Here is a 24,490-nt window from a genome sequence, read left to right on the forward strand (position 1 = left end):
TGGTTATTCTGCTGTTTCTTTATTAATTAGGCGTAATACGGCATTGGCAGCTTGTTTATCTGCGTCTTTTCTAATCCATTGATGCATTTCTGTGAATTTTTCAATTAATTCACTATTATCATTATCTAGTACTTTTTCCATTGCAGGATAAAGAAAATCTGGATGACACTCTTCTTGAATAAACTCTTGAACGAGCTCTTTTCCTGCCAATACATTAGGAAGCGAGACAAATTCAGTAATCGACAGTTTTTGAGCTATCCATCCCGTAAGCTTATTAACTTGATAGCCCACGACCATTGGACGCTTCACTAGCATACATTCTAAAGCAACCGTACCTGAAGCAAGTAACACAGCATCAGCTGCTGTCATCACATTTCGAGCTGTATCTTGAATAATAACAAAATCAAGCTCTGGTGCCGTTTCTTTCCAAATAGTTTCAAATTGCTCACGACGTTTTTCATTTACCGCGGCAACAACAAACCCCATATCTGGATGTTGTTTATGAATTCGTTGGCAAGTTTCAATAAAGGGTTTTGCTATTAATGCGACTTCACCGCCACGACTTCCAGGTAATACTGCAAGCCATTTACGATCTTGCTCTAAACCAAGTAATTCACGAGCAGCAAACTTATCGGTCTCCATAGGAATAGCATCAGCTAGTGTGTGACCAATAAACTCACAAGCTACATTGTATTTATCATAAAATGCTTTTTCAAAAGGCAGAAAGGCTAATACAAGATCCGTAGCAGCATCGATTTTAAAAATACGCTTTGGTCGCCATGCCCATACTGATGGACTAACGTAATGAACCGTTTTAATACCGTTATCTTTTAGTGTTTTTTCAAGACGAAGATTAAAATCGGGTGCATCAATACCAATGAATACGTCCGGTGGATTTTGAGTGAAGTAACGTACTAGTTCCGCTTTTACCTTCAATAAACGAGGTAAGCGACCAAGCACTTCGACCAATCCCATTACGGCTAACTCTTCCATATCAAATAAAGAATCACAGCCCTGAGCTATCATCTTAGGTCCACCGATCCCAACGAACTCTGCATCTGGATATTGTGCTTTGATTGACTTAATAAAGCCTTCACCTAGAGTGTCTCCAGATAATTCACCTGCAACAATTCCGATTCGTAATGGTTTGGTCATACTTACTCCAAATAAAAAAGGCCTACATGAATAGGCCTTATATACTTTAACTGTTTTTAATGCCGTTATTAACGAATAATACCGCGCGTTGATTTCTCAAACAAATCTAAGAAGCCTTGAAGAACTGGAAACGCTTCGATTTCTTTGTTTATTTCAACTTTTGCTTCTTCTAGCGTATTACCGTTACGGTAAAGTGCTTTATAAGCACGACGAATTGCATGGATTTCAGCTTTTTCAAAACCACGACGTTTTAGGCCTTCGATATTAATACCAAACGGTTTACAGTGGTTACCTTGTGCCATCACAAATGGTGGTACATCTTGAACAACAACTGAAGCACCGCCAATGAAGCTGTGAGCACCAACCGTACAGAACTGATGCACAGGTGACAATGCAGAAACAATAGCAAAGTCTTCTACCGTTACATGACCCGCTAGTGTCGCGTTGTTACCCATAATGATGTTGTCACCAACAACACAATCATGTGCAATATGTACATTAACGCAAAGTAAGTTATCACTACCTACTGTAGTTACACCACGATCTTGAACAGTACCACGGTGGATTTGTACACTTTCACGAATCACATTACGGTCACCGATAACAACCGTTGTTGCTTCGCCACCATATTTCTTGTCTTGGCTTTCTTCGCCGATAATTGCAAAAGCAAAAATACGGTTATCTTTACCAATCGTTGTATCACCTTTGATAACAACGTGTGACATCACTTCCGTACCTTCGCCAATCGTTACATTACCAGAAATGTAAGTAAATGGACCAACAGATACATTAGCTTCAATCGTTACGTTGCCTTCAATAACAGCTGATGGGTGAATCTTAGCAGTTTCATGAATCATAATTAAAACTCTCGTCTTGCACACTTAAGCTCAGCAGAACATACAACTTCGCCATCTACTTTAGCTACGCCATTAAATAGTGCGATACCACGACGATCTTTAATAAATTCAACTTCAAGAACCAGTTGATCACCTGGTACTACTGGTTTACGGAATTTTGCTTTATCGATACTTGCAAAGTAGTACAGTTCATTCTCAGCAGGAGCACCGAATGATTTAAATGCCAATAAGCCTGTTGCTTGAGCCATTGCTTCAAGAATTAATACGCCAGGGAAAATAGGCATTTGTGGGAAGTGACCTGTAAATTGAGGTTCATTTACAGACACATTCTTGATCGCGTGTAAGTATTTCTCTTCTTCGAAATCAGTTACTCGGTCAACCAATAGAAATGGGTAACGATGAGGTAGTAACTCTTGGATTTCAGTAATATTTAATGTTTTATTTTCACGAGTCAAAATAGTATTCCTGTAAAACAATATCGTATCTGAGCAATAGTGTAGCTCAAATAGAGTAATAATAGATAGAAAAAGGTCTGCAAAATGCAGACCAATACTTATTTATTAGAATGTAGTAAAGTTAATATTAATCGACTAACTTTTTTTCAACTGCTTTTAATCGCTTGTTCATTTCATCAATCTTATGAACACGAGCCGCTGTTTTACGCCATTCTTTATTGGTTTGCAGTGGAATGCCTGATGAGTACATACCTTTCTCATCAATCGCTCGCATTACCATGCCCATACCTGTGATGGTTACCCCATCCGTAATTTCGATATGACCATTAATTACAGAGCCACCGCCGATAATACAGTGCTTACCAATTTTAGTACTGCCTGCAACTATAGTACCACCAGCCATTGCTGAACCAGATCCGATTTGTACGTTATGCGCAATTTGAATTTGGTTATCGATGATAACATTGCTTTCAATAACGGTGTCATCAATAGCACCACGATCAATCGTCGTATTTGCACCAATCTCAACATTATCGCCAATAATTACAGAACCTAACTGTGGGATCTTAACCCAAGTACCTCGGTCATTCGCATAGCCAAAACCGTCAGAACCAATAACTGTACCAGATTGAACAAGGCAAGCTTCACCAATTTCAACGCGGTGATAAACAGATACATTTGCCCATAATTTAGTATTTTTACCGATTTTTGCTTCTTTACCGATAAAACAACCAGCACCAATCATTGCACCACCAGCAATAACCGCTTTTGATTCAATAACCGCATTATGACCAATAGCAACACCTTCACCAATAATTGCATCATCAGCAATATAAGCAGAAGGTGCAATATCACTAGCAGGAGCAGGTGTTGTGTCCAATGCTTGTGCTGCTAGTGCAAAGCCTAAATATGGGTCTCGCATTATTAGAGCGTTAGATTGACAGAATTCCACATCTGCTTCTTTAACAATAACAGCAGAAGCTTGGCACTCAACTAAATGTTTACGATACTTAGCATCAGAAAGGAAAGTAATATCCCCTTCCTTTGCCTTGCTCATCGAAGCGATTGAGTGAACCACAACAGTGCCATCACCATGAACTGTTGCATCTAATTTTTCTGCCAATTCAGCAAGCGTAATACGAGACATATTCAACCTTATTTAATTGCTTTAATAACTTTTTCTGATAGGTTGTCTTCTGGTTTAGCCCAAAGCAATGTTGCAGCGTCAACAACCATATCGTAGCCTTCTTTATTTGCTACTTTCTCTACAGTTTGTTGCACTTGCATAATTAACTTTTGACGCTCTTCACCTTGACGACGACGGTTATCTTCATCTAAAGCTTGTGCTTTTAGTTTGTAATCAGACTGAAGTGAAGCGATTTCACGCTCAAGCTTCGTTTTACCTGATGCACCTAATAACTCACCATCGCGTTTGATAGTTTCAACTTTATCTTTAATTTTTGATTCTAAACCACGTAACTCATCAATACGATCTTTAAATTCAGCACGAAGCTTTTCTGAAATAGCTTCACGTTGTGGCATTTGCTGAACAATTTGAGCCATGTTTACATAACCAACTTTGGTTGCTGCTTCTGCTGCATTAGCAAAAAAAGAACCACTTACCAGAACTGCGCCTAAAGCGGCTACTTTCACTAATTTTTTCAAAATCATATCCTTACTTAACTATTATCGTATATAAACCAATACAGTTTACATTAACACTTTTCTATTAGAGCTATCAATGCTTAGAAAGTTCGACCAATGGTGAAACTGAAGAATTCTTCATCATCACCTTCATAAATTTTCACTGGTTTCGCAATTGAGAATACTAATGGTCCCATTGGTGACATCCATTGTACGGCAGCACCATACGATGAACGGAAGTTTGATGGGTCAGAGTAATCATAGTAGTACTGTTTGCCATCCATTCCCGGCTTAGGTTCTTTATAATCAAATTCAGTATCCCAAACACTTGCCATATCAAAGAAAACGCTGGTTCGAATTTGATTTCGAGTCTCTTCACTTGCAAACGGTGTTGGAACGATTAATTCAATACTTGCTAATGCTGTTGCGTTACCACCAACAGAGTCATCTGTTGCCGCATACGAAGTATTGTTACCTATACCACCATTTGAGCCTTGCGCATATACTGCTTTTGGACCCGCAGAGTTTGAACCAAAACCACGTAGCGTAGTGAAGCCACCCGCATAGAAGTTTTCATAGAATGGATACAGGTTATCATTACCATCAGTTTGACCATAACCATTACCATAACCCGCCTTACCACGCATTAATAAAGCAAACTCATGCTTCTTAGTTAATGGGAAGTACTGTCGAACTTCATATTGTGCTTTAAAGAACTGTGAATCAGAATTTGGCGTTGTAATTTTATACGACGCACGTTGGTAGTTACCCGCAGTTGGGAAATACCCTTTATTCAAGTTATTACGTGTCCACGACAAGGTGACATCAAAATCACTAACGATTAAGGTTTGATCACCACTATCATATGCATCGCCTACAGATTGTAGATACTGTTCAATCTGTACATAACCTTCTAAGTTTGAAATTTTATTGTGCGTATAACCCACACCAATTTCAAAATAGTTCAATTCATCAAATGGGAAACCCCAAGTTAAACTACCGCCATAACTTTGGTTGGTGTAGTCAACAATACCTGCATCTGATGCTTCAAACTCATTATAGAAGATCTTACCGCCAAGACTGACACCATCAAGGTTCCAGTATGGATCACGGTAGTCTAAACTGATGTTCTTTTGATAATCGTTCATCATCGCATTAATACCAACACGATTACCTGAACCAATAAAGTTATCTTGTTGTAAACCTACTTGGAAACTTATGCCTGACTCCGTACCATAACCGACACCAAAGTTAACACTACCGGAGTTCGCTTCTTTTACAGAATAAACCAGATCCACTTCATCATCAGAGCCAGGAACACGAACAGTTTGAACATCAACAGTTTCAAAGAAGCCCAAACGATTTAGACGGTTTTTACCTGTTTCAATTGACTTAGAGTTTAACCAAGCCCCTTCCATTTGACGCATTTCACGACGTAATACTTCATCTTTTGTCGATGTATTACCAACAAATCGAATATCACGAACGTACATACGATTACCTGCTTCAACATTGATGATTAATGATACCGTTTGGTTTTCATCATCAAATTCAGGCATGGTACGAACTTGAGGATAAGCGTAACCCGCTTCCCCTAAAATACGCTTTATGTTTTCTTCTAAACTCGTTACCGCAGAACCGTTGTAAACTTCACCATTTTCAAACGGGATCAGTTTTTTAAACTCTTCTTCTTTCCCAATTAATTCACCTTGGAATTTAACACCGCTTACAGTGTAAGGTTCGCCTTCATCAATCGTTAAAGCGATATACACACCTTTTTTGTCAGGTGAAATAGACACTTGGGTTGAGTCAACTTGAAATTTTAGATAACCGCGATCAAGATAATATGAACGTAATGCTTCGATATCACCAGCAAGCACTTGTTTTTGATATTTTTCATCAGCTAAGAAGTTCCACCAAGCAACATCAACATTTAAGTTAAAACGGCTTAATAGTTGCTCATCAGTAAAAACTTCATTTCCAATAAAGTTAATTTGTTGGATCTTTGCCGATACACCTTCGGTGAACACGAATTTAAGATCTGCACGATTACGAGGAAGTGGCGTTACAACTGCATGAACCGTCGCGTTGTATTTACCTACGCTGTAATAGAAATCTTCTAACCCTTTTTCAATATTACTTAAGGTTGTTCTATCTAGCGCTTCACCAACTCGAATAGAAGAAGCCTCTAGATTTTGCTGCATCTGCTCTTCTTTGATCGCTTTGTTACCAGAGAAAGAGATATTTGCAATCGTTGGGCGTTCAGTTACCTTAATAAGTAATGCATTACCATCACGGAACACTTTTACGTCTTCAAAGTTGCCAGATGCAAAAAGAGCCTGAATAACCTGAGCTACATCTTGTTGGCTCATCGTATCACCAACACGAACAGGTGTTTTAAGTAGTGCAGCACCTAATGCAACACGCTGTAATCCCTCAAAGCGTATGTCATCAATAACAAATGTTTCTGCACTGTGCGCTGCAACACTGCCAAACAGCAGTGAGGCAATCAACAATTTTTTCATCGCCATAATACGTCTAATAATTCCCTTGCTACTACTTAAAGGCGCATAAAGTCGTTAAATAAAGCTATCGCCATCAATGACATAATCATTGCTGTTCCTACTTTATAACCAATTTCTTGAACTCGTTCCGATACTGGCTTACGCGTAATCCCTTCAATAGCAAAGAAGAGTAAATGCCCGCCATCCAATACAGGAAGAGGTAATAAGTTAATAATGCCTAAGTTAACACTGATTAACGCTAAAAATCCTAAAAATGAGACTAAACCATATTCAGCAGTCGTACCAGCCCCTTTTGCAATAGAGATGGGACCACTTAAGTTATTCAGTGCAACATCACCAGTAAAGAGTTTCTTTGTCATGGTGAGGGTTAAATCAATAATATCGCCAGTTTTTGCTAACGCTTTTTCAAACGCAACAATTGGGCCATACTGTTTTTCATAACGGTAGCCTTCTGGCCATTCTTGATATAGAGGAGAAACACCTGCAAATCCGATAACTTTGCCATCTGCAATCTCTTTGCTATCTGGTATTAATACCAAATCAACAGTTTGACCTTCACGAGAAATAACCAAATCAACCGCTTTGCTCGGATTACCTTGTATAACATCAACCATTTCTTGCCATTTCGTTAATGCATTACCATTAACTGAAACCAAACGGTCACCAACTAATAAACCCGATTTTTCAGCTGCACTGTTACTACTAACATTTGCAACATCAAGAGTTAAAGCTGGACGATAAGGAAAAAAGCCTAACGATAATAGTGGCGAATCTTTCTCTGGGTCAAAATTCCATTGGGATAAATCCAAACGCTTCGTTACTTCAACACCAATATTATTTTCATCACTATAAGTCACCGTCATAGAGTCATCACCAATGTGTGACACTATCGCCATGCTTACGGCTTCCCAATCGGATGTTTGGATTCCTGAAATGGCTTTTAGTTCAACACCAGCTGTAATTCCTGCTTTAGAAAAAATAGAGCCATCTTCAACTTGACCTACAACTGGTTTCAATGCGGTTACGCCGATCATAAAAGCAAGCCAGCATGCAAATACAGCAAACAGGAAATTCGCTATTGGTCCAGCAGCAACAATAGCACTGCGCTGCCATAATGGACGATTATTAAACGCTCTTTCTTTTTGCTCTTCTGGAACATCATCAACACGCTCATCTAACATTTTTACGTATCCACCAAGTGGGATCATCGAAATGTTATATTCAGTGGCGTCTTTGCCTTTTTTGCTCCAAAGAGATTTGCCAAAACCAATTGAAAATTTCTCAACAATAACACCACAACGGCGCGCTACCCAGAAGTGGCCAAATTCATGTACTGCAACAAGAATACCCAGTGCAATAATGAATGATGCTAAATTCCATAGAAGTTCTGACATAATTAAACCTTATTAATTGCCTCATCGGCATAACGACGCGCCATTCTATCTAGGTCAATCAGGCTTTCCAAGCTATCTAGCTCAAGGTTTTGGAAGTTTGCACATACTTTATGCAAAACAGCCTCATTAATTCGAGCGATATCCGTAAATTTTATTTTATTGGCTAAAAAGGCAGCAACAGCTTGCTCGTTCGCAGCATTTAGCCCCGTAGTTGCATGTTGACCTAAATAACACGCATCAATGGCTAGTTTCAAACAAGGGTAGCGAGAAAAGTCAGGAGCGATAAACGTAAACTCTCCAACCTTAGTAAAATCTAAAGGTTCAACACCTGCATTGACTCTTTTTGGGTAAGACATAGTACACGCAATGGGTGTTCTCATATCTGGCAATCCCATTTGTGCCAACACAGAACCGTCTTTATATTGGACCATTGAATGAATTACTGATTGTGGATGAATAACAACCTTTAATTGCTCTTTACTCGCATTGAATAACCAACGAGCTTCAATATACTCAAGGCCTTTGTTCATCATCGTTGCTGAATCGACAGAGATCTTTGGCCCCATAGACCAATTAGGGTGCGCAATTGCCATTTCAGGCGTTACGGCTTCAAGCTCTGACACATCGGTATAACGAAAAGGGCCACCAGAACCAGTTAATAAAATAGAACTAACACCGTGTTCCTCTAAATCGCAACGACCTAAATTGGTTTGAATTGATTGCGGTAAACATTGAAAGATAGCGTTATGCTCGCTATCTACTGGCAACAATTCAGCGCCATACTTTTCAACCGCATCAATAAATAGCTGCCCAGACATGACCAAAGCTTCTTTATTAGCAAGCAAAATACGTTTACCAGCTTTAACGGCCGACATGGTTGGTAGAAGCCCTGCTGCTCCTACAATTGCAGCCATCACAGTATCAACTTCGTCAAGTTGCGCAATATGACATAAGCCATCTTCACCAGAGAATACTTCAGCATTAATCGCATGAGCTGATAATAGCTCTTTTAACGCATCTGCCGCTGGTTGAGTTGCCATTGCGACGTATTTTGGTTTCCATTCAAGGCATAGCTCCAACATTTTATCGACATTAGTGCCAGCGCCTAATGCAACAATTTCAAATTGATCGGAATTTTGTTTTGCGACTGATAGTGTGCTACTACCAATAGAGCCTGTCGCTCCTAAAATGGTTAACTTGCGCATAATGAAATGACCATGGTGGTTTAAAGATAGAAAAACGGCAGATAATCCTATCTACCGCATAACTTAAAAATGGATATGGTATTTGTCGTCAAATACCTAATATCAGCTAGAAGAAATATAAAAAAGCAAAAACAGGAAAAGCCGCTGTTAAGCTATCAATGCGATCTAAAATACCGCCATGACCTGGAATAATCGTGCCACTGTCTTTTATTCCTGATGCTCGCTTAAACATGCTTTCTACTAAGTCACCTAAAACAGAGATGATAATTGTTGCAATAAAAATACCTAACATTGACGATGTACTTTCAAATTGAATATTGAATGCACTTGCTGCCCCCCAACCAATAATGATTGCGGTAATCACACCACCAATAAGACCCTCAATGGTTTTATTTGGGCTAACTGCAGGTGACATTTTGCGCTTACCAAATGACTTACCAGCAAAATAAGCACCGCTATCTGCTGCCCATACTAATAAACAAACAAGCAATACAAGTTTAGCGCCATAATAGCTATCTAGCATATAGTGATCAGCACGAAGTAATAAAATACTCCATAGGAAAGGAATCATAGTTAGCCAACCGAAAATATGCTTTAAAGGTAAGTTGCTATACCATAATTTTTTACTGTTTGGGAAAGTGAGTACTAACCCCGATACAATTAACCACCATGTAAAACCAACTAATAATATTATTTGGTGTTCATTACTAGGTATTGTCAGTTCTAACGTTGATGTTGGAAGAAAAAACAAAGACGCTGCTAAGACAGCAACAGAAGGGATAATAGCTAAATAGCGAGATTTTGATTCTGTAAACTGAGTCCACTCCCAGAATCCAACCAATGTAATTGCTGTGATAGCAATTAAGAACCCTTGCATTGGCAACATGAAGATCCCTGCAATAACAAGGGGCGCCAAAATAAGAGCAGTAATAATACGCTGTTTCAAACTTTATTGATCCTTTTCGTTCATTAGAGCTTGGATTTGTTCACCTGTACAACCAAATCGTCTTTCTCGACTAACAAACCAAGCAACAGCATCAGCTAAGCTTTGTTCATTAAAATCAGGCCAATATTGGTCAGTGAAATAGAACTCAGCATAAGCCATTTGCCACAGCATAAAATTGCTGATACGACATTCACCGCTCGTTCTAATCATCAAATCCACTTCAGGCAAATCTGACATCGTCAGTTTAGATGCGATAAGACTTTCATCAATATCATCTGCCTGTAAATTGCCTCGTTCCACTTGATATGCGAGGCGACGTACTGCTTGTGTAATATCCCATTTGCCGCCATAGTTTGCAGCAACGTTTAGTACTAACCCTGTATTTTCAGAAGTTAATGTTTCCGCTTCAACAATTTTCTTCTGAAGGCGAGAACTAAACTGAGAAGTTTCACCAATTATACGCAATTGAATATTATTTTTATGAAGACGTTTTACTTCACGAGAAAGCACCGTGATAAACAACTCCATTAGAACACTTACTTCTTCTTCAGGTCGACGCCAATTCTCACTACTAAAAGCAAAAAGTGTTATGGCATTGATCCCAAGCTTGCTGGCTGCTGAAATGGTTTTTCTTACCGCATCAACACCTGCTTTATGACCAAATACACGAGGTTTTCCCTGAGCCTTAGCCCAGCGTCCATTACCATCCATAATTACCGCAATATGCTTAGGTAATACTTCTAATGATAAAAACTCGTTATTAATTTGACTGGTCATATAACTCCCTTAAAAATAAAAGCGCTGATGTCTCCACCCAGCGCTTCTTATGGTGTTCGTCGCCGACATCATATCATTAATTTAATGAAAAGATCAGTGAGAACAATGAGTATGAAAGCAATTATACTTCCATTAACTCTTTTTCTTTTACTGCAAGTACTTCATCAATACTCTTAACTGCAGCATCTGTAAGCTTTTGAATCTCATCTTGTGCACGGCGATCATCATCTTCAGAAATCTCTTTCTCTTTAAGAAGTGCTTTCACATCACCATTAGCATCACGACGGATATTACGAACAGCTACACGGCCATTTTCAGCTTCGCCACGAACAATCTTAACTAGGTCTTTACGACGCTCTTCTGTTAGCGGTGGAAGTGGTACACGGATTACTGTACCCGCTGACATTGGGTTTAGACCAAGATCTGACATCATGATTGCTTTTTCAACAAGACCAGCAAGTTCTTTATCGAAAACCGTAATTGCAAGAGTACGAGAATCTTCAGCTACAACGTTAGCAACTTGATTTAGAGGTGTTTTTGCACCGTAGTATTCAACTGAAATACCAGATAGAAGACTTGGGTGAGCACGACCTGTACGAACTTTTAACAGGTTGTTTTTCAGTGCTTCAACACTTTTTTCCATACGCTCTTGCGCATCTTTTTTAATTTCGTTAATCACAAGATCACCTTGATTATTTTTGATTCGTAGGAGAATTATTCAGCGTTGCTGATCAGTGTGCCTTCAGTTTCACCCATAACTACACGACGTAATGCACCAGGCTTGTTCATGTTAAATACACGAATAGGCATGTTGTGGTCACGAGCAAGAGTAAACGCTGCTAAGTCCATCACTTTTAATTCTTTTTCAAGAACGCTGTTGTAAGACAGTTTATCATACAATTCTGCATCAGGGTTAGATACTGGATCAGCAGTAAATACACCATCTACTTTTGTTGCTTTTAAAACAACATCAGCTTCAATTTCAATACCACGTAGACATGCAGCAGAATCTGTTGTGAAGAATGGGTTACCTGTACCAGCTGAGAAAATAACCACACGGCCTTGACGTAATTGAGCGATAGCATCAGCCCAGTTGTAATCGTCACATACACCTTTAAGAGGGATAGCTGACATTACTCGAGCATTTACGTATGCACGGTGTAGTGCATCACGCATCGCTAAGCCATTCATTACTGTCGCTAGCATACCCATGTGATCACCTACTACACGGTTCATGCCTGCTTCTGCAAGACCTGCACCACGGAAAAGGTTACCACCACCGATAACAACACCAACTTGAACACCAAGCTCGATCAGCTCTTTTACTTCTTGAGCCATACGATCAAGCGTTGCCGGGTCAATACCAAAACCCTCTTCGCCTTGAAGTGCTTCACCACTAAGTTTTAATAGAATACGCTGATATACTGGTTTCGGGTTCGTCGTCATGGATTTTACCTTTTCACTAGAGTTGTCAAAATAACGGTCACCATTTAGTACTGGATTATTTTCTATTAATAATTCAATAGTAAAAGGTAACAGCTATTCACAAAAAGACCGCAGCATAGCCACGGTCTCTTTCAGTTACAATACAGAAGGGATTAACCTTTTTGTACTGCAGCTACTTCATCAGCAAAGCTCATTTCTGCAGCTTTCTCGATACCTTCACCAACTTCTAGACGTACGAAGTTAGATACTGAAGCGCCTTTCTCTTTAAGAATTTCAGCAACAGTTTTCTTAGGTTCCATGATGAAAGCTTGACCTGTTAGAGAAACTTCGCCCGTGAATTTCTTCATACGGCCGATAACCATTTTCTCAGCGATTTCTTGAGGTTTGCCTTCGTTCATAGCGATTTCAACTTGAACCGCTTTTTCTTTTTCTACTACGTCAGCAGGTACGTCAGATGGGTTAACGTACTCAGGCTTAGAAGCAGCAACGTGCATAGCGATGTGCTTAAGAGTTTCAGCATCGCCTTCACCAGCTACAACAACACCGATTTTCTCGCCGTGACGGTAAGAAGCTAGTGCAGAACCAGCAACGTATTGTACGCGACGGATGTTGATGTTTTCACCGATTTTAGCTACTAGAGCAACACGAGTTTCTTCGAATTGTGCTTGAAGTTCTTCAACAGTCGCTTGAGAAGCAACAGCTGCAGCAGCAACTTCTGCAGCGAATGCTGTGAAGTTAGCATCTTTAGCAACGAAATCAGTTTGACAGTTAACTTCAAGAAGAGCAGCAACGCCGTTTTCTTCTTTGATGATGATTGCGCCTTCAGCAGCAACGTTACCTGCTTTTTTAGCAGCTTTAGCAGCGCCAGATTTACGCATGTTTTCGATCGCTAGTTCGATATCAGCGTTCGCTTCAACTAGCGCTTTTTTACATTCCATCATGCCAGCGCCAGTGCGCTCACGAAGTTCTTTTACAAGAGCAGCAGTTACAGTTGCCATTCTCAATTCCTCAATTTAATTGGTGGAGTTAAAAATCAGGGGCCAAATTGGGCCCCTGCTAACTATTTCAGTTTACTACGAAACGAAAAGACTCACTAGGAGCAAATAATAATTTCGACGAATCGAAAAAATATTATTCAGCTTCTACGAAACCGTCTTTTTCAGCTACAGCTGCAACGTCTTGGTTACGACCAGACTTAACAGCGTCAGCAGCAGCGTTCAGGTAAAGTTGGATAGCGCGGATTGCGTCATCGTTACCTGGGATAATGTAGTCAACACCGTCTGGGTTTGAGTTAGTATCAACAACAGCAAATACTGGGATACCTAGGTTGTTTGCTTCTTTAATAGCGATGTGTTCGTGATCAGCATCGATAACAAATAACGCGTCTGGAAGACCGTTCATGTTTTTGATACCGCCTAGAGATTTCTCTAGTTTTTCCATATCACGTGTACGCATTAGCGCTTCTTTCTTAGTTAGTTTCTCAAAAGTACCGTCTTGAGATTGAACTTCGAAGTCTTTTAGACGCTTGATAGATTGACGAACAGTTTTGTAGTTAGTAAGCATGCCACCTAACCAACGGTTGTTCACGTAGAACTGGTCGCTGTTGATTGCAGCTTCTTTAACAGCTTCAGATGCAGCGCGCTTAGTACCAACGAAAAGTACTTTACCTTTTTTGCTACCGATTTTAGCAAGTTCTGCTAAAGCTTCGTTAAACATTGGTACAGTTTGCTCTAGGTTGATGATATGAACTTTGTTACGAGCACCAAAGATGAATGGCTTCATTTTTGGGTTCCAGTAACGAGTTTGGTGACCGAAGTGAACACCAGCTTTAAGCATATCGCGCATTGATACAGTTGCCATTTTGAGAATTCCTCTGTTAAATGGGGTTAAGCCTCCACATACCCCGCTGATAATCCGACTCTAATTTAAGATTAAACAATCAAAAAAATGAGCACCCCGGACTGCGTGTCGGTATGTGTGTGATTTAAAATAAAAGTATAGTTGGTATTGAGAACAACAAATTGTTCATCAATCCGGCGCGCTTTATACCATAAAAACGCTGTTAAAATCCACTATTTTTCTCTTATAACTCATTTTTAAGGGATCATTTTACTGATCTAGGTATTCCCATCACCTTATAATTGAAAGATACAAGCTGCCTAGGTAAACTTAGAGACATTATCGTTTAATACGATTTAATTTTAGATAGAGAAAAGCCCATGTCAGTAAAGATTAAAAACGCTGCAGAAATTGAAAAAATGCGCGTAGCCGGCCAATTAGCCGCTGAAGTACTTGAAATGATTGAACCTTATGTGAAAGCAGGGGTAACAACAGAAGAACTTGATCAAATTTGCCATAAGCACATTACTGAAGTTCAAGGCGCAATCCCTGCTCCATTAAATTACCATGGTTTCCCTAAATCTATCTGTACATCAATTAACCACATTGTTTGTCATGGCATTCCTGCATCACAAGATGAGCAATACAATGGTTTTGTAAAACCTGCAGTATTAAAAGATGGTGACATCCTTAATATTGATATCACAGTAATCAAAGACGGTTACCACGGTGATACTTCTAAGATGTTCTTAGTTGGTGATGTAAGCCCTACAGATAAGCGTCTGTGTCTAATTGCACAAGAGAGCTTATATGTTGGTATGCGTAAAGTGAAACCAGGTGTAAAACTGGGTGAAATTGGTACTGCCATTCAAAAATACATCAAAGGTACAACACCAAAATGTTCTATCGTACGTGATTACTGTGGGCATGGTATTGGTTCTGAATTCCATGAAGAACCACAAGTTGTTCATTACAAAAACAGCGATCGTACTGTATTAAAAGCAGGCATGACATTTACTATTGAGCCAATGATCAACTTAGGTAAATTCGGCTGTCTTCAAGACGACAACGATGGTTGGACGGTATACACAGGCGACGGAAAAAATACCGCTCAATGGGAACACACTATTTTAGTAACCGAAACCGGTTGTGAAGTGTTAACGTTACGTGCTGAAGAAACCATTCCTCGCCACATGAATAACAAATAACAAAATCGTAAATAAACAGAAGGCTTCGGTCTTCTGTTTTTTTATCAGCAAGGATTGCTATGAAATATCTATCCCCCCTATCCTTATCCGATACTCAACTTAATATTACCGAACTAAAGCAACAACTTACCCTTTTCTCTCAATACCAAATTAACGCTTTTCATCAACACAAAGCCGTTTCAGATTTAGTATTTGAACGATCTCACTATTTTGATCAATTACTCTCTCGACTGTGGCAATTTTTTAAATTTGATGACATCGCAAATACATCCTTGATCGCCGTCGGTGGTTATGGACGAAGTGAACTTCATCCTCTTTCAGATATTGATATTCTCATTTTAACTGAGAACAATACCAATGATACATTCTGCCAAAAAGTAGGAGAGTTAGTCACTCTACTTTGGGACTTAAAATTAGAAATTGGCCATAGTGTTCGTTCAATAGCAGAGTGTATAGAAATAGGTCAGAATGATTTAACTGTGGCAACTAACTTACAAGAAGCCCGCTATATCTGTGGTAATAAAGAACTGTCCCACCAACTAAAATTAAAAATACATTCAGACAGTTTCTGGCCAAGTGAATCTTTTTATCAAGCAAAGATTGATGAGCAAAAAAAACGTCACAGCCGTTACCATGACACCACATACAACTTAGAACCTGACATAAAATCAAGTCCAGGAGGGCTAAGAGACATTCATACTCTAAGCTGGATTGCTCGACGCCACTTTGGAGCAACGTCCCTACTTGAGATGAGTCAAGCCGGTTTTTTAACTGATGCTGAATATCGCGAATTATTAGAATGCCAAGAGTTCTTATGGCGTGTTCGCTTTGCATTGCATATTGAACTGAAACGATACGACAATCGACTCACCTTTGGTCACCAAGCTTCCGTTGCTGAGCATTTGGGTTTCATTGGTGAAGGAAATCGCGGTGTAGAGCGTATGATGAAAGAGTTCTATCGAACTTTACGCCGTGTTGCTGAGCTAAATAGCATGCTGCTCAAAATTTTTGACCAAGCAATCCTTCATCAAGGTGAGCAAGATGATGCCATTATCATAGATGATGATTTCCAACGCCGTGGACGATTAATTGAAGCTCGAAAGCCAGCTCTATTTCAAGCTCGTCCAGACACCATATTAGACATGTTTTTATTAATGGCGAACGACTCTACCATTGACGGAGTTGCGCCTCCTACCATGCGTCAATTACGAACCGCTCGACGTCGACTTAATCGTTTTTTATGTGAGATACCTGAAGCCAAAGAAAAATTTCTACAATTAACTCAGCACCCAAATGCATTAAACAATGCCTTTAGTTCCATGCATAAATTAGGGGTTCTTTCCGCTTATTTACCTCAATGGAGCCATATTGTAGGACAAATGCAATTTGATTTATTTCATGCTTATACGGTTGATGAGCACAGCATTCGTCTGCTTAAGCATATTAATAAATTTTCGGATACTACAAACCGAGATAAACACCCTATCTGTTGTGAAATCTTCCCTAAAATAATGAAAAAAGAGTTACTTATCATAGCTGCCATTTTTCATGATATAGCAAAAGGCCGCGGGGGCGATCACTCTGAATTAGGTGCCGTAGATGCCTATGATTTTTGTATTAGCCATGGACTATCAAAACCGGAAGCCAATTTAGTTTCTTGGCTCGTAAAAAGCCACTTGCTCATGTCTGTTACAGCACAACGTCGTGATATTTACGATCCTGATGTAATTACTGAGTTTGCAAAACAAGTTAGAGATGAAGAACGCTTAGATTATTTAGTGTGTTTAACTGTTGCTGATATCTGTGCGACTAATCCGGATTTATGGAATAGTTGGAAACGATCACTTATCGCAGATTTATACAATGCCACCCAGCGAGCACTGAGAAGAGGACTAGAGAACCCGCCAGACTTACGTGATCGCATTCGTCATAATCAACAAATGGCTTCTGCACAACTTCGTAGTGAAGGATTCACACAGTGGGAAGTCGATGCTTTATGGCGTCGATTTAAAGCGGATTATTTCTTACGTCATACTCATAAACAAATTGCATGGCATGCTAGCCATCTTCTTCGTCATCAAGATAAAGAAAAATCATTAATACTCATCAGTAAAAACGCCTCTCGTGGAGGAACTGAAATTTTTGTTTACAGTAAAGATCAACCGCATCTTTTTGCAACTGTAGCAGCAGAGTTAGATAGACGTAGTATTACTATTTATGATGCTCAAGTTATGTCCAGTAAAGATGGCTATGCACTCGATACCTTTATGGTTCTTGACCAAAATGATGACCCTATTGATGAAGAACGACAACAAAGATTAATTGATCAACTTTACGACGTTAAACTAAATGACCAAGCAACGCACATTAAAACCCGTCGACCGCCACGCCAGCTTCAACATTTTAATGTGAAAACACGCATGGAGTTTTTACCAACTAAAACAGGGAAAAGGACGTTAATGGAGTTTGTTGCATTAGATACTCCAGGGTTATTAGCGACGGTTGGTGCCACATTTGCTCAATTAGGGATCAATTTACATGCCGCCAAGATCACCACAATTGGTGAGCGAGCTGAGGATTTATTCATCCTAACATCTGACGTTGGTGGTCGCCTTGATGATGATAAACAAGCAGAACTTGAAATAGCATTAGTTAAAAATGTGGCGAGATTAAGCTCGTAATATAAATACCTAAAAGCAATAAGTGGGATAGACAAGATCTATCCCACAACTTTCATTCACAGCAGTTGTGATATCCGCTTTCATCGTTAATGCTCATTTAGAGGAATCTGATAACTATATAATAATATTGGAGTAAGCCATGTACCCACACCTTGTTAGCCTTGGAATTTCTGAACCAGAAAAAATTGAACGTTATTCTCTACGACAAGAAGCTCATAAAGACATATTGAAGATCTATTTTTCTAAGCAGAAAGGTGAACTCTTCGCTAAAAGCGTAAAATTCAAATACCCTCGCCAAGTTAAAAATGTACTTGTAGATAGCGGCAGTCATCGCTATAAAGAAACAACTGAAATCAATCGAAATTTAACCCTTATCATTGATGAATTAAACAAAATTACTCGCCCAGAAAAAGAAACACCAACCGACGTGAAAAAGAAAATTCTAAAAGATTTAAGACATTTAGAAAAAGTGGTCGCGAGCAAAATAGAAGAAATAGAAAAAGATTTAGAGAAACTTTAAAGCTTTTAGTAGACATAAAAAAATGGACCATAATGGTCCATTTTTTATTATATAGTTAACAAAATACCGCTAAGGCATCTGTTCAAACTCTTCTTCACCTTCTTTATCAATAGGCGTTGGCATTAAGTGTTCACGAGTGATACCTAATTTCAGAGCTAACGCTGATGCTACATAGATAGAAGAATACGTACCGATAGTGATACCTAACAGCAATGCAAGAGCAAAGCCATGGATCATAGCCCCACCTTGAGTAAATAGAGCGATAACTACAAATAGCGTCGTTGCTGATGTAATCAATGTACGGCTTAATGTTTGCGTAATCGCATCATTAATAATGTCGTTAGAATCCCCCTTACGCATTTTCAAGAAGTTTTCACGAATACGGTCAAATACAACAATGGTATCATTCAAAGAATAACCCACCACCGTTAATAGCGCCGCAATGATCGTCAAATCAACTTCAATTTGTAAGAAAGAAAAAATACCTAACGTAATAATGATATCATGCGCCAAAGCAAGTACCGCACCAGCAGCTAAACGCCATTGGAAACGCATCGAAACATAAGCCAAGATACATAACAGAGAAACTAGGATAGCTAAACCACCCGCTTCGGTAAGTTCATCACCCACATTTGGGCCAACGAACTCAATACGACGCATCTCTACTTGCTCACCAGTACCTTCTTTAATTGCACTGATGATTTGGTTACCTAACTCTTCACCTTTTACGTTTTCACGAGGTTGAAGACGAACGATAACATCACGTGCAGTACCAAAGTTTTGAACCGTAGCATCACCAAAACCTTTCGCTTCTAATGCACTACGGATATCTGGTAATTGTGCAGGCTGTTCAAAGCCAACTTCAATAAGTGTTCCACCCGTGAAGTCTAAGCCCCAGTTTAACCACTTTGTTGATAATGTAGCTATAGAAGCAATAATCATCAACATTGAGAAAAGGAAGGCAGCTTTAGACCAACGCATGAAGTCGATCGTTTTCTCTGCTTTCATTAATTGAAACATAATAATGAGTCCTTAGATCGACAGCTTGTCTACGCGCTTACCGCCGTAAACTAAGTTAATCACACAACGAGTACCAACAATCGCAGTAAACATTGACGTTAAAATACCGATAGATAACGTAACAGCGAAACCTTTAATTGCACCTGTACCAACAGCAAACAAGATAATTGCAGTAATCAGGGTTGTGATGTTCGCATCAGCAATCGTACTAAAGGCATTCGCATAACCTTGGTGAATTGCTTGTTGTGGATTACGCCCATCACGCAACTCTTCTCGAATACGCTCGAAAATAAGTACGTTAGCATCGACCGCCATACCAACCGTTAATACGATACCGGCAATACCTGGAAGCGTCATTGTTGCACCTGGGATCATCGACATAACACCAATGATTAATACCAAGTTTGCCATTAAGGCTAGGTTTGCAACCAGACCAAAACCACGGTAATAAACCAGCGTAAAGATCATTACAGCAACCATACCCCAAATACACGCTTGAATACCCATGTCGATATTCTGTTGACCCATTGATGGACCAATCGTACGTTCTTCAACAATCGAGATAGGCGCAATTAGAGCACCAGCACGAAGTAGAAGAGCTAGGTTATGAGCTTCAGCTTGAGAGTCGATACCGGTAATACGGAAACTACGACCAAGAGCGGATTGAATCGTTGCTTGGTTAATCACTTCTTCCGTTTTAGACAGAATAACGCGACCTTCAGGTGTACGACGACCGCTGTCTTTGTACTCTGTAAATACCGTCGCCATTAGCTTACCGATATTTTTACGAGAGAACGCAGTCATCTTGCTACCACCTTCGCTATCTAGCGAGATGTTTACTTGAGGACGACCATATTCATCAGCACTTGAGCTTGCATCTGTAATGCTTGCACCACCAAGAATAATACGTTTTTTAAGAACAACAGGACGACCATTACGATCTTCTTTGATTTCACTACCCGCAGGAGCTCGACCGCTTGCTGCTGCAGCTAAATCCGCCTTATCATCCACTTCACGGAACTCAAGTGTCGCTGTCGCACCTAAAATTTCTTTAGCACGCGCAGTATCTTGAACACCCGGTAGCTCAACAACAATACGGCTTGCGCCTTGACGTTGAACTAATGGTTCAGCAACACCTAATTCATTAACACGGTTACGAATGATCGTGATGTTTTGCTCAACAGCGTAATTACGAATTTCTTGTAAGCGTTGCTCAGTAAACGTTGCAATTAACTTAAATTGACCGTTTGACTCTGATTCAACAAATGTCATATCACGGTGAGCATCAGATAATACTTTTTTCGCTTCAGCTAATTGCTCTTCGCTGCGAAGAACCACTTCTACGGAATCTTTACCTGAGTCACGAATTGCGCGGTAACGGATCTTAGCTTCACGAAGATCAGTACGGAATGATTCTTCTTGCTGACCAATCAACTTGCTCATTGCTGCATCCATATCCACTTCCATTAAGAAGTGAACACCACCACGTAAATCAAGACCAAGTTTCATTGGTGCAGCACCAATAGAGGTTAACCAGTCAGGAGTTAACGGAGCAAGGTTTAATGCAACAACGTAATCTTTACCTAAAGACTCATTAATAATATCACGAGCACTGATTTGAGAATCAGTATCGTTAAATCGAACAAGAACAGAGCCATTTTCAAATGCAATTGACTTATAATCGATGTCATTGTTCTTTAAATTTTCAGCGACAACATCCAGCGTAGAGGTTTGAACCTCTGTACCACGGCTACCCGTGATTTGAACTGCTGGATCTTCACCATAAAGGTTTGGAAGTGCATAGAGAGCTGAGATAAGTAGTACAGAAACTACCATCAAATACTTCCATAAAGGGAAACGGTTTAGCACAGCGATGTCCTTAACGAAAAATACCCCCTAACCGAAGTTAGAGGGTACAGTTTTTATAGTGATTTCAGAGTGCCCTTTGGCAGAACAGCTGAAACAAAATCTTTCTTAATTGTTACTTCGTTGTTTGCGTTAAGCTCAATTACGATGTAATCATTTTCTTCAGATACTTTAGTGATTTTACCTACTAAGCCACCTGCAGTAAGAACTTCATCACCTTTGCCCATAGAAGCCATTAGGTTTTTGTGTTCTTTTTGACGTTTCGCTTGTGGGCGGTAGATCATAAAGTAGAAGATAACAGCAAACATACCAAGCATGATAAACATTTGCATACCACCGCCTTGTGGCGCTGCTTCACCAGCTGCGTGAGCTTGAGAGATGAAAAAACTCATTTAATAACGTCCTCGTATCTAAGTTTCTAATTTCCAGTTTCTAAAATGTGACCATACACATATCTAATTAGATATATGGGTGATTACTCTGTTTTTAAAGGTCTTTTAATGGTGGAACTTCACGATCACGACGTGCGTAGAATTCTTCTACGAACTGCTCAAAACGATCTTCTTCCAACGCCTTACGAATGCTCGCCATAATACGTTGGTAATAACGTAAGTTATGAATCGTATTTAAACGAGCACCTAAAATTTCATTACAACGGTCTAAGTGATGTAGGTAAGACTTGCTGTAGTTTTGACAAGTATAACAATCACACTCAGGATCCAGTGGTGTTGTATCTGTTTTATGTTTCGCATTACGGATCTTGATCACACCACCAGTCACAAATAGGTGACCATTACGTGCATTTCGAGTTGGCATAACACAGTCAAACATATCAATACCGCGACGAACACCTTCAACCAAGTCTTCTGGTTTACCAACACCCATTAGGTATCGTGGCTTATCTTCAGGTAATTGTGGACATGTATGCTCTAAAATGCGGTGCATGTCTTCTTTTGGTTCACCAACAGCTAGACCACCAACAGCGTAACCATCAAAACCAATCTTAGTTAATGCTTCAACAGAAACATCACGTAAATCTTCGTACACGCCGCCTTGAACAATACCAAACAATGCATTCGGGTTTTCTTGGCGATCAAACTCGTTACGGCTACGTTCAGCCCAACGAATTGAACGTTCCATTGAAATGCGAGCTTCATCGTGAGTTGCTGGGTATGGAGTACATTCATCAAAAATCATAACCACGTCAGAACCAAGATCGTATTGGATTTGCATTGATTTCTCAGCATCCATAAAGATCTTGTCACCATTTACAGGGCTACGGAAATGAACACCCTCTTCAGTGATCTTACGTGTTTTACCAAGACTAAATACTTGGAAACCACCTGAATCCGTTAAGATAGGGCCTTTCCAGTTCATGAAGTCATGTAAATCACCGTGTAATTTCATGATTTCTTGACCAGGACGTAACCATAAATGGAACGTGTTACCTAGTAGGATTTCAGCACCAGTACCTTTTACTTCTTCAGGTGTCATACCCTTAACAGTACCGTAAGTACCTACAGGCATGAACGCAGGAGTTTCAACCGTACCACGGTCAAATTGAAGTTGACCACGACGTGCGCGACCTTGTTTTTTGATCAGTTCGTATTTCACGAAACCTCCAATAAGCCAGAGAAACAATCTGACGACTTGTTTAATTTGCTACATTAATAATAGATTAATGCAGCACCTCCATGAAAACAGTTAAAGCAGTTAACATGGTCGAAAACGTCCTGTTTTCCTAAATATTTCACTGGCTCCGTGAGTGAAATGAATATGTTATTTAACCAGTAATAATAAACCGTACATTACTGGAATCGACATTACTATGCGGTTTTCTTTGTGATGAACATTGCATCACCGTAGCTAAAGAAACGATACTTATTATTTACCGCTTGCTCATACGCTTTCATTGTATTGTCATAACCTGCAAATGCACTCACTAACATGATAAGTGTAGACTCAGGTAAGTGGAAGTTTGTCACCAAAGCGTCAACCACTTGAAATTCATAACCTGGGTAGATGAAGATTTCAGTATCATCAAAAAATGGCGCTAACTCTGTACCTTGTTTTAATGCATGCTGCGCAGCACTTTCTAAAGAACGTACTGATGTCGTACCCACAGAAACTACTCGGCCACCACGCGCTTTTGTTGCGTTGATAGCATCGATAACTTCTTGGGAAACTTCTGCGTATTCAGAGTGCATGTGATGTTCTAAAATATTATCAACACGAACAGGTTGGAATGTACCAGCACCAACATGAAGGGTAACGTAGGCGAATTCTACCCCTTTTGCCTTCATTTTCTCTAAAATCTCTGTATCAAAGTGTAAACCTGCGGTTGGAGCAGCAACTGCACCCGGTTTTTTATTATAAACCGTCTGGTAACGCTCTTTATCCGCATCTTCATCAGGACGATCAATATAAGGAGGAAGTGGCATGTGGCCAATTTCATCTAAAATATCTAAGACTTTCTTATCTGAAGTAAAACGAATCTCAAACAAAGTATCATGACGAGCAACCATTTTAGCTTCATGCTCTTGGTTTTCACCCAATAAAAGCATAGTGCCTGGTTTTGGTGATTTAGAACAACGTACATGAGCTAATACTGAATGCTCATCCAATACACGTTCAACCAACACTTCTAATTTACCACCAGAAGCCTTCATACCGAACATACGAGCAGGGATCACTCGAGTATTGTTGAATACCAATAAATCACCAGCCTGAACTAAATCAAGAATATCAGTAAACTGCCCATCATTAAGTTCGCCACTATTGCCATTTAATTGTAATAGTCGGCTTGCTGTACGCTCAGGTTGAGGGTAACGTGCAATAAGTTCATCAGGTAATTCAAAATGGAAATCGGATACTTGCATGGTTTACTTCTTCATCAAAAATGGCAGACAGAGTAGTATATTCACGCCCAGAGCAATAGCAAGGGATGAAGCT

General features: G+C 39.7%; 22 protein-coding genes. 3 read left to right on the forward strand and 19 right to left on the reverse strand.

The window, feature by feature from the left end:
* Positions 1–3: 3 nt before the first annotated feature.
* The 14 genes from lpxB to rpsB form a co-directional block, all read right to left on the reverse strand.
* Positions 4–1,155 carry a lipid-A-disaccharide synthase gene (gene lpxB / locus AVFI_RS10365; RefSeq protein WP_012533690.1) on the reverse strand — a complete coding sequence of 384 codons (1,152 nt, stop codon included), beginning with the start codon at positions 1,153–1,155 and terminating at the stop codon, positions 4–6.
* A gap of 68 nt (positions 1,156–1,223) precedes the next feature.
* Positions 1,224–2,012: an acyl-ACP--UDP-N-acetylglucosamine O-acyltransferase gene (gene lpxA / locus AVFI_RS10370; RefSeq protein ID WP_005420540.1), complete on the reverse strand. Its 789-nt coding sequence runs from the start codon at positions 2,010–2,012 to the stop codon at positions 1,224–1,226.
* A 2-nt stretch (positions 2,013–2,014) separates the two neighbouring features.
* A complete protein-coding gene (fabZ, locus tag AVFI_RS10375; RefSeq protein ID WP_005420541.1) occupies positions 2,015–2,467 on the reverse strand; it encodes a 3-hydroxyacyl-ACP dehydratase FabZ in 453 nt (150 codons plus the stop codon).
* Between the two features lie 127 nt (positions 2,468–2,594).
* The gene (lpxD, locus tag AVFI_RS10380; RefSeq protein ID WP_054775628.1) at positions 2,595–3,614 is read right to left on the reverse strand and encodes a UDP-3-O-(3-hydroxymyristoyl)glucosamine N-acyltransferase; all 1,020 of its coding nucleotides are present in this window, start codon (positions 3,612–3,614) and stop codon (positions 2,595–2,597) included.
* Between the two features lie 8 nt (positions 3,615–3,622).
* Entirely contained in the window at positions 3,623–4,138 is a 516-nt protein-coding gene (locus AVFI_RS10385) for an OmpH family outer membrane protein (RefSeq protein WP_011262427.1), read from the reverse strand.
* Between the two features lie 74 nt (positions 4,139–4,212).
* The gene (gene bamA, locus AVFI_RS10390; RefSeq protein ID WP_012534273.1) at positions 4,213–6,642 is read right to left on the reverse strand and encodes an outer membrane protein assembly factor BamA; all 2,430 of its coding nucleotides are present in this window, start codon (positions 6,640–6,642) and stop codon (positions 4,213–4,215) included.
* A 29-nt stretch (positions 6,643–6,671) separates the two neighbouring features.
* Positions 6,672–8,030, reverse strand: a complete 1,359-nt coding sequence (gene rseP / locus AVFI_RS10395) for a sigma E protease regulator RseP (protein WP_188863563.1) — start codon at positions 8,028–8,030, stop codon at positions 6,672–6,674.
* Between the two features lie 2 nt (positions 8,031–8,032).
* Complete coding sequence (ispC, locus tag AVFI_RS10400; RefSeq protein WP_054775626.1) at positions 8,033–9,235, reverse strand: 1-deoxy-D-xylulose-5-phosphate reductoisomerase; 1,203 nt, start codon at positions 9,233–9,235, stop codon at positions 8,033–8,035.
* A 106-nt stretch (positions 9,236–9,341) separates the two neighbouring features.
* Positions 9,342–10,181 carry a phosphatidate cytidylyltransferase gene (locus tag AVFI_RS10405; RefSeq protein ID WP_188863564.1) on the reverse strand — a complete coding sequence of 280 codons (840 nt, stop codon included), beginning with the start codon at positions 10,179–10,181 and terminating at the stop codon, positions 9,342–9,344.
* A 3-nt stretch (positions 10,182–10,184) separates the two neighbouring features.
* Positions 10,185–10,946, reverse strand: coding sequence for an isoprenyl transferase (locus AVFI_RS10410; RefSeq protein ID WP_370539781.1), 762 nt, complete (start codon positions 10,944–10,946; stop codon positions 10,185–10,187).
* Between the two features lie 133 nt (positions 10,947–11,079).
* The gene (gene frr / locus AVFI_RS10415) at positions 11,080–11,637 is read right to left on the reverse strand and encodes a ribosome recycling factor (RefSeq protein WP_005420553.1); all 558 of its coding nucleotides are present in this window, start codon (positions 11,635–11,637) and stop codon (positions 11,080–11,082) included.
* A 35-nt stretch (positions 11,638–11,672) separates the two neighbouring features.
* A complete protein-coding gene (pyrH, locus tag AVFI_RS10420) occupies positions 11,673–12,404 on the reverse strand; it encodes a UMP kinase (RefSeq protein WP_005420555.1) in 732 nt (243 codons plus the stop codon).
* A gap of 152 nt (positions 12,405–12,556) precedes the next feature.
* Positions 12,557–13,402, reverse strand: a complete 846-nt coding sequence (gene tsf, locus AVFI_RS10425; protein WP_005420557.1) for a translation elongation factor Ts — start codon at positions 13,400–13,402, stop codon at positions 12,557–12,559.
* Positions 13,403–13,535: 133 nt separating this feature from the next.
* A complete protein-coding gene (gene rpsB, locus AVFI_RS10430) occupies positions 13,536–14,264 on the reverse strand; it encodes a 30S ribosomal protein S2 (RefSeq protein WP_005420558.1) in 729 nt (242 codons plus the stop codon).
* 359 nt (positions 14,265–14,623) lie between these two features.
* Between rpsB and map the strand changes: the two genes are divergently transcribed.
* The 3 genes from map to AVFI_RS10445 all read left to right on the forward strand — a co-directional run bounded on the left by map (position 14,624) and on the right by AVFI_RS10445 (position 18,652).
* On the forward strand, positions 14,624–15,451 hold the full coding sequence (gene map / locus AVFI_RS10435) for a type I methionyl aminopeptidase (protein WP_005420560.1): 828 nt from the start codon (positions 14,624–14,626) through the stop codon (positions 15,449–15,451).
* 59 nt (positions 15,452–15,510) lie between these two features.
* Positions 15,511–18,132: a bifunctional uridylyltransferase/uridylyl-removing protein GlnD gene (gene glnD, locus AVFI_RS10440; protein WP_012533646.1), complete on the forward strand. Its 2,622-nt coding sequence runs from the start codon at positions 15,511–15,513 to the stop codon at positions 18,130–18,132.
* A 139-nt stretch (positions 18,133–18,271) separates the two neighbouring features.
* Complete coding sequence (locus AVFI_RS10445; protein ID WP_005420564.1) at positions 18,272–18,652, forward strand: DUF3461 family protein; 381 nt, start codon at positions 18,272–18,274, stop codon at positions 18,650–18,652.
* A 69-nt stretch (positions 18,653–18,721) separates the two neighbouring features.
* On the opposite strand, the gene secF is transcribed toward AVFI_RS10445, so the two are convergent.
* The 5 genes from secF to queA all read right to left on the reverse strand — a co-directional run bounded on the left by secF (position 18,722) and on the right by queA (position 24,417).
* The gene (secF, locus tag AVFI_RS10450) at positions 18,722–19,672 is read right to left on the reverse strand and encodes a protein translocase subunit SecF (protein WP_011262436.1); all 951 of its coding nucleotides are present in this window, start codon (positions 19,670–19,672) and stop codon (positions 18,722–18,724) included.
* Between the two features lie 12 nt (positions 19,673–19,684).
* Positions 19,685–21,541, reverse strand: coding sequence for a protein translocase subunit SecD (secD, locus tag AVFI_RS10455; RefSeq protein ID WP_005420567.1), 1,857 nt, complete (start codon positions 21,539–21,541; stop codon positions 19,685–19,687).
* A gap of 53 nt (positions 21,542–21,594) precedes the next feature.
* Positions 21,595–21,930: a preprotein translocase subunit YajC gene (gene yajC, locus AVFI_RS10460; protein ID WP_005420568.1), complete on the reverse strand. Its 336-nt coding sequence runs from the start codon at positions 21,928–21,930 to the stop codon at positions 21,595–21,597.
* Between the two features lie 94 nt (positions 21,931–22,024).
* Positions 22,025–23,152, reverse strand: a complete 1,128-nt coding sequence (gene tgt, locus AVFI_RS10465; RefSeq protein WP_005420569.1) for a tRNA guanosine(34) transglycosylase Tgt — start codon at positions 23,150–23,152, stop codon at positions 22,025–22,027.
* A gap of 212 nt (positions 23,153–23,364) precedes the next feature.
* Positions 23,365–24,417 carry a tRNA preQ1(34) S-adenosylmethionine ribosyltransferase-isomerase QueA gene (queA, locus tag AVFI_RS10470; RefSeq protein ID WP_054775624.1) on the reverse strand — a complete coding sequence of 351 codons (1,053 nt, stop codon included), beginning with the start codon at positions 24,415–24,417 and terminating at the stop codon, positions 23,365–23,367.
* Between the last annotated feature and the right edge of the window lie 73 nt (positions 24,418–24,490).

The organism is Aliivibrio fischeri ATCC 7744 = JCM 18803 = DSM 507, from assembly GCF_023983475.1.
GTDB classification, from domain to species: domain Bacteria; phylum Pseudomonadota; class Gammaproteobacteria; order Enterobacterales; family Vibrionaceae; genus Aliivibrio; species Aliivibrio fischeri.

What these genes read in the sequence shown, in the direction of transcription:
- AVFI_RS10445 (WP_005420564.1), top strand. Translation starts at nt 18,272, where the DNA reads ATGTACCCACACCTTGTTAGCCTTGGAATTTCTGAACCAGAAAAAATT.
- yajC (WP_005420568.1), bottom strand. Translation starts at nt 21,930, where the DNA reads ATGAGTTTTTTCATCTCTCAAGCTCACGCAGCTGGTGAAGCAGCGCCA.
- lpxD (WP_054775628.1), bottom strand. Translation starts at nt 3,614, where the DNA reads ATGTCTCGTATTACGCTTGCTGAATTGGCAGAAAAATTAGATGCAACA.
- lpxB (WP_012533690.1), bottom strand. Translation starts at nt 1,155, where the DNA reads ATGACCAAACCATTACGAATCGGAATTGTTGCAGGTGAATTATCTGGA.
- AVFI_RS10385 (WP_011262427.1), bottom strand. Translation starts at nt 4,138, where the DNA reads ATGATTTTGAAAAAATTAGTGAAAGTAGCCGCTTTAGGCGCAGTTCTG.
- pyrH (WP_005420555.1), bottom strand. Translation starts at nt 12,404, where the DNA reads ATGACGACGAACCCGAAACCAGTATATCAGCGTATTCTATTAAAACTT.
- map (WP_005420560.1), top strand. Translation starts at nt 14,624, where the DNA reads ATGTCAGTAAAGATTAAAAACGCTGCAGAAATTGAAAAAATGCGCGTA.
- glnD (WP_012533646.1), top strand. Translation starts at nt 15,511, where the DNA reads ATGAAATATCTATCCCCCCTATCCTTATCCGATACTCAACTTAATATT.
- lpxA (WP_005420540.1), bottom strand. Translation starts at nt 2,012, where the DNA reads ATGATTCATGAAACTGCTAAGATTCACCCATCAGCTGTTATTGAAGGC.
- rpsB (WP_005420558.1), bottom strand. Translation starts at nt 14,264, where the DNA reads ATGGCAACTGTATCAATGCGCGATATGCTTAAAGCTGGTGTTCACTTC.
- bamA (WP_012534273.1), bottom strand. Translation starts at nt 6,642, where the DNA reads ATGGCGATGAAAAAATTGTTGATTGCCTCACTGCTGTTTGGCAGTGTT.
- queA (WP_054775624.1), bottom strand. Translation starts at nt 24,417, where the DNA reads ATGCAAGTATCCGATTTCCATTTTGAATTACCTGATGAACTTATTGCA.
- ispC (WP_054775626.1), bottom strand. Translation starts at nt 9,235, where the DNA reads ATGCGCAAGTTAACCATTTTAGGAGCGACAGGCTCTATTGGTAGTAGC.
- rseP (WP_188863563.1), bottom strand. Translation starts at nt 8,030, where the DNA reads ATGTCAGAACTTCTATGGAATTTAGCATCATTCATTATTGCACTGGGT.
- secF (WP_011262436.1), bottom strand. Translation starts at nt 19,672, where the DNA reads ATGTTTCAATTAATGAAAGCAGAGAAAACGATCGACTTCATGCGTTGG.
- tsf (WP_005420557.1), bottom strand. Translation starts at nt 13,402, where the DNA reads ATGGCAACTGTAACTGCTGCTCTTGTAAAAGAACTTCGTGAGCGCACT.